Here is a 686-nt window from a genome sequence, read left to right on the forward strand (position 1 = left end):
CGGTTTGGACGAGGTCGAGCGTGACCCGCTGGCCCGGGCGCACAGCGCCTACCTGCGCGAGGTCGCCACGACCGATGAGCTGGTGCGGGAGGCCGTCCCGGCCGACGGCCGGCTGCGTGCGGCGAGTGTCGCGCTGGCGGCGGAGGGGGACGCGGTCGCCGCGGCGGACGCGGAGACCGCGACGGCCGACGCGCTGGCCGAGCTGGGGCTGGCGCCGCCGGCGCGGATGCGCCGCCTCGCGCAGCGTCTCCTGGACATCGCCGTCAAGATCGCCGCGACCCCCGTCCCCGCTGCTGTGTCGGCGGTGGCGTGATGAGCGTGCTGTTGGAGCTGCTGGCCGCGGGTGTGGCCGGTGCGGGTGTGGCCGGTGCCGCTGACCCTGGGGGTCGCCCGCCGGCGGGCGACCGAGTACGTCGTGATGCCGCCGATCTGGGCCGGGGAGCGCGGGCAGGGAACGACGCCGGCGTCCGAGCCGACGCCGATGATCCCGCCCGTCCCCGTGCTCGTGCCGGTGCCGACACCGGCGTCTACGGCTGTGCGGGCCTCCGCTGTTCCGGTTCCCGCGCCGGTGACGGTGCCGGCCGGGGCGGCTGGAGTCGGTGGGGATCTGTACCCCGCCGCGCGGGCGGCGGTCGCGGCCGCCGGGTCGACCAGCCAGGCTGTGGCGGCGCTGCAGGAGCTGGGCG

General features: G+C 77.8%; 1 protein-coding gene and 1 pseudogene. Both read left to right on the forward strand.

Features of this window, described 5'->3' with window-relative positions:
* A partial coding sequence (locus G6R25_RS24400) for a hypothetical protein (protein ID WP_163554695.1) occupies nucleotides 1–313 on the forward strand: 313 nt, incomplete at its 5' end.
* Nucleotides 314–367: 54 nt separating this feature from the next.
* Nucleotides 368–686 (forward strand): annotated as a pseudogene (locus tag G6R25_RS24405) (hypothetical protein); the annotation flags it as partial.

Origin of the sequence: Candidatus Frankia alpina (genome assembly GCF_902806485.1) — a bacterium.
GTDB classification, from domain to species: Bacteria; Actinomycetota; Actinomycetes; order Frankiales; family Frankiaceae; genus Frankia; species Frankia alpina.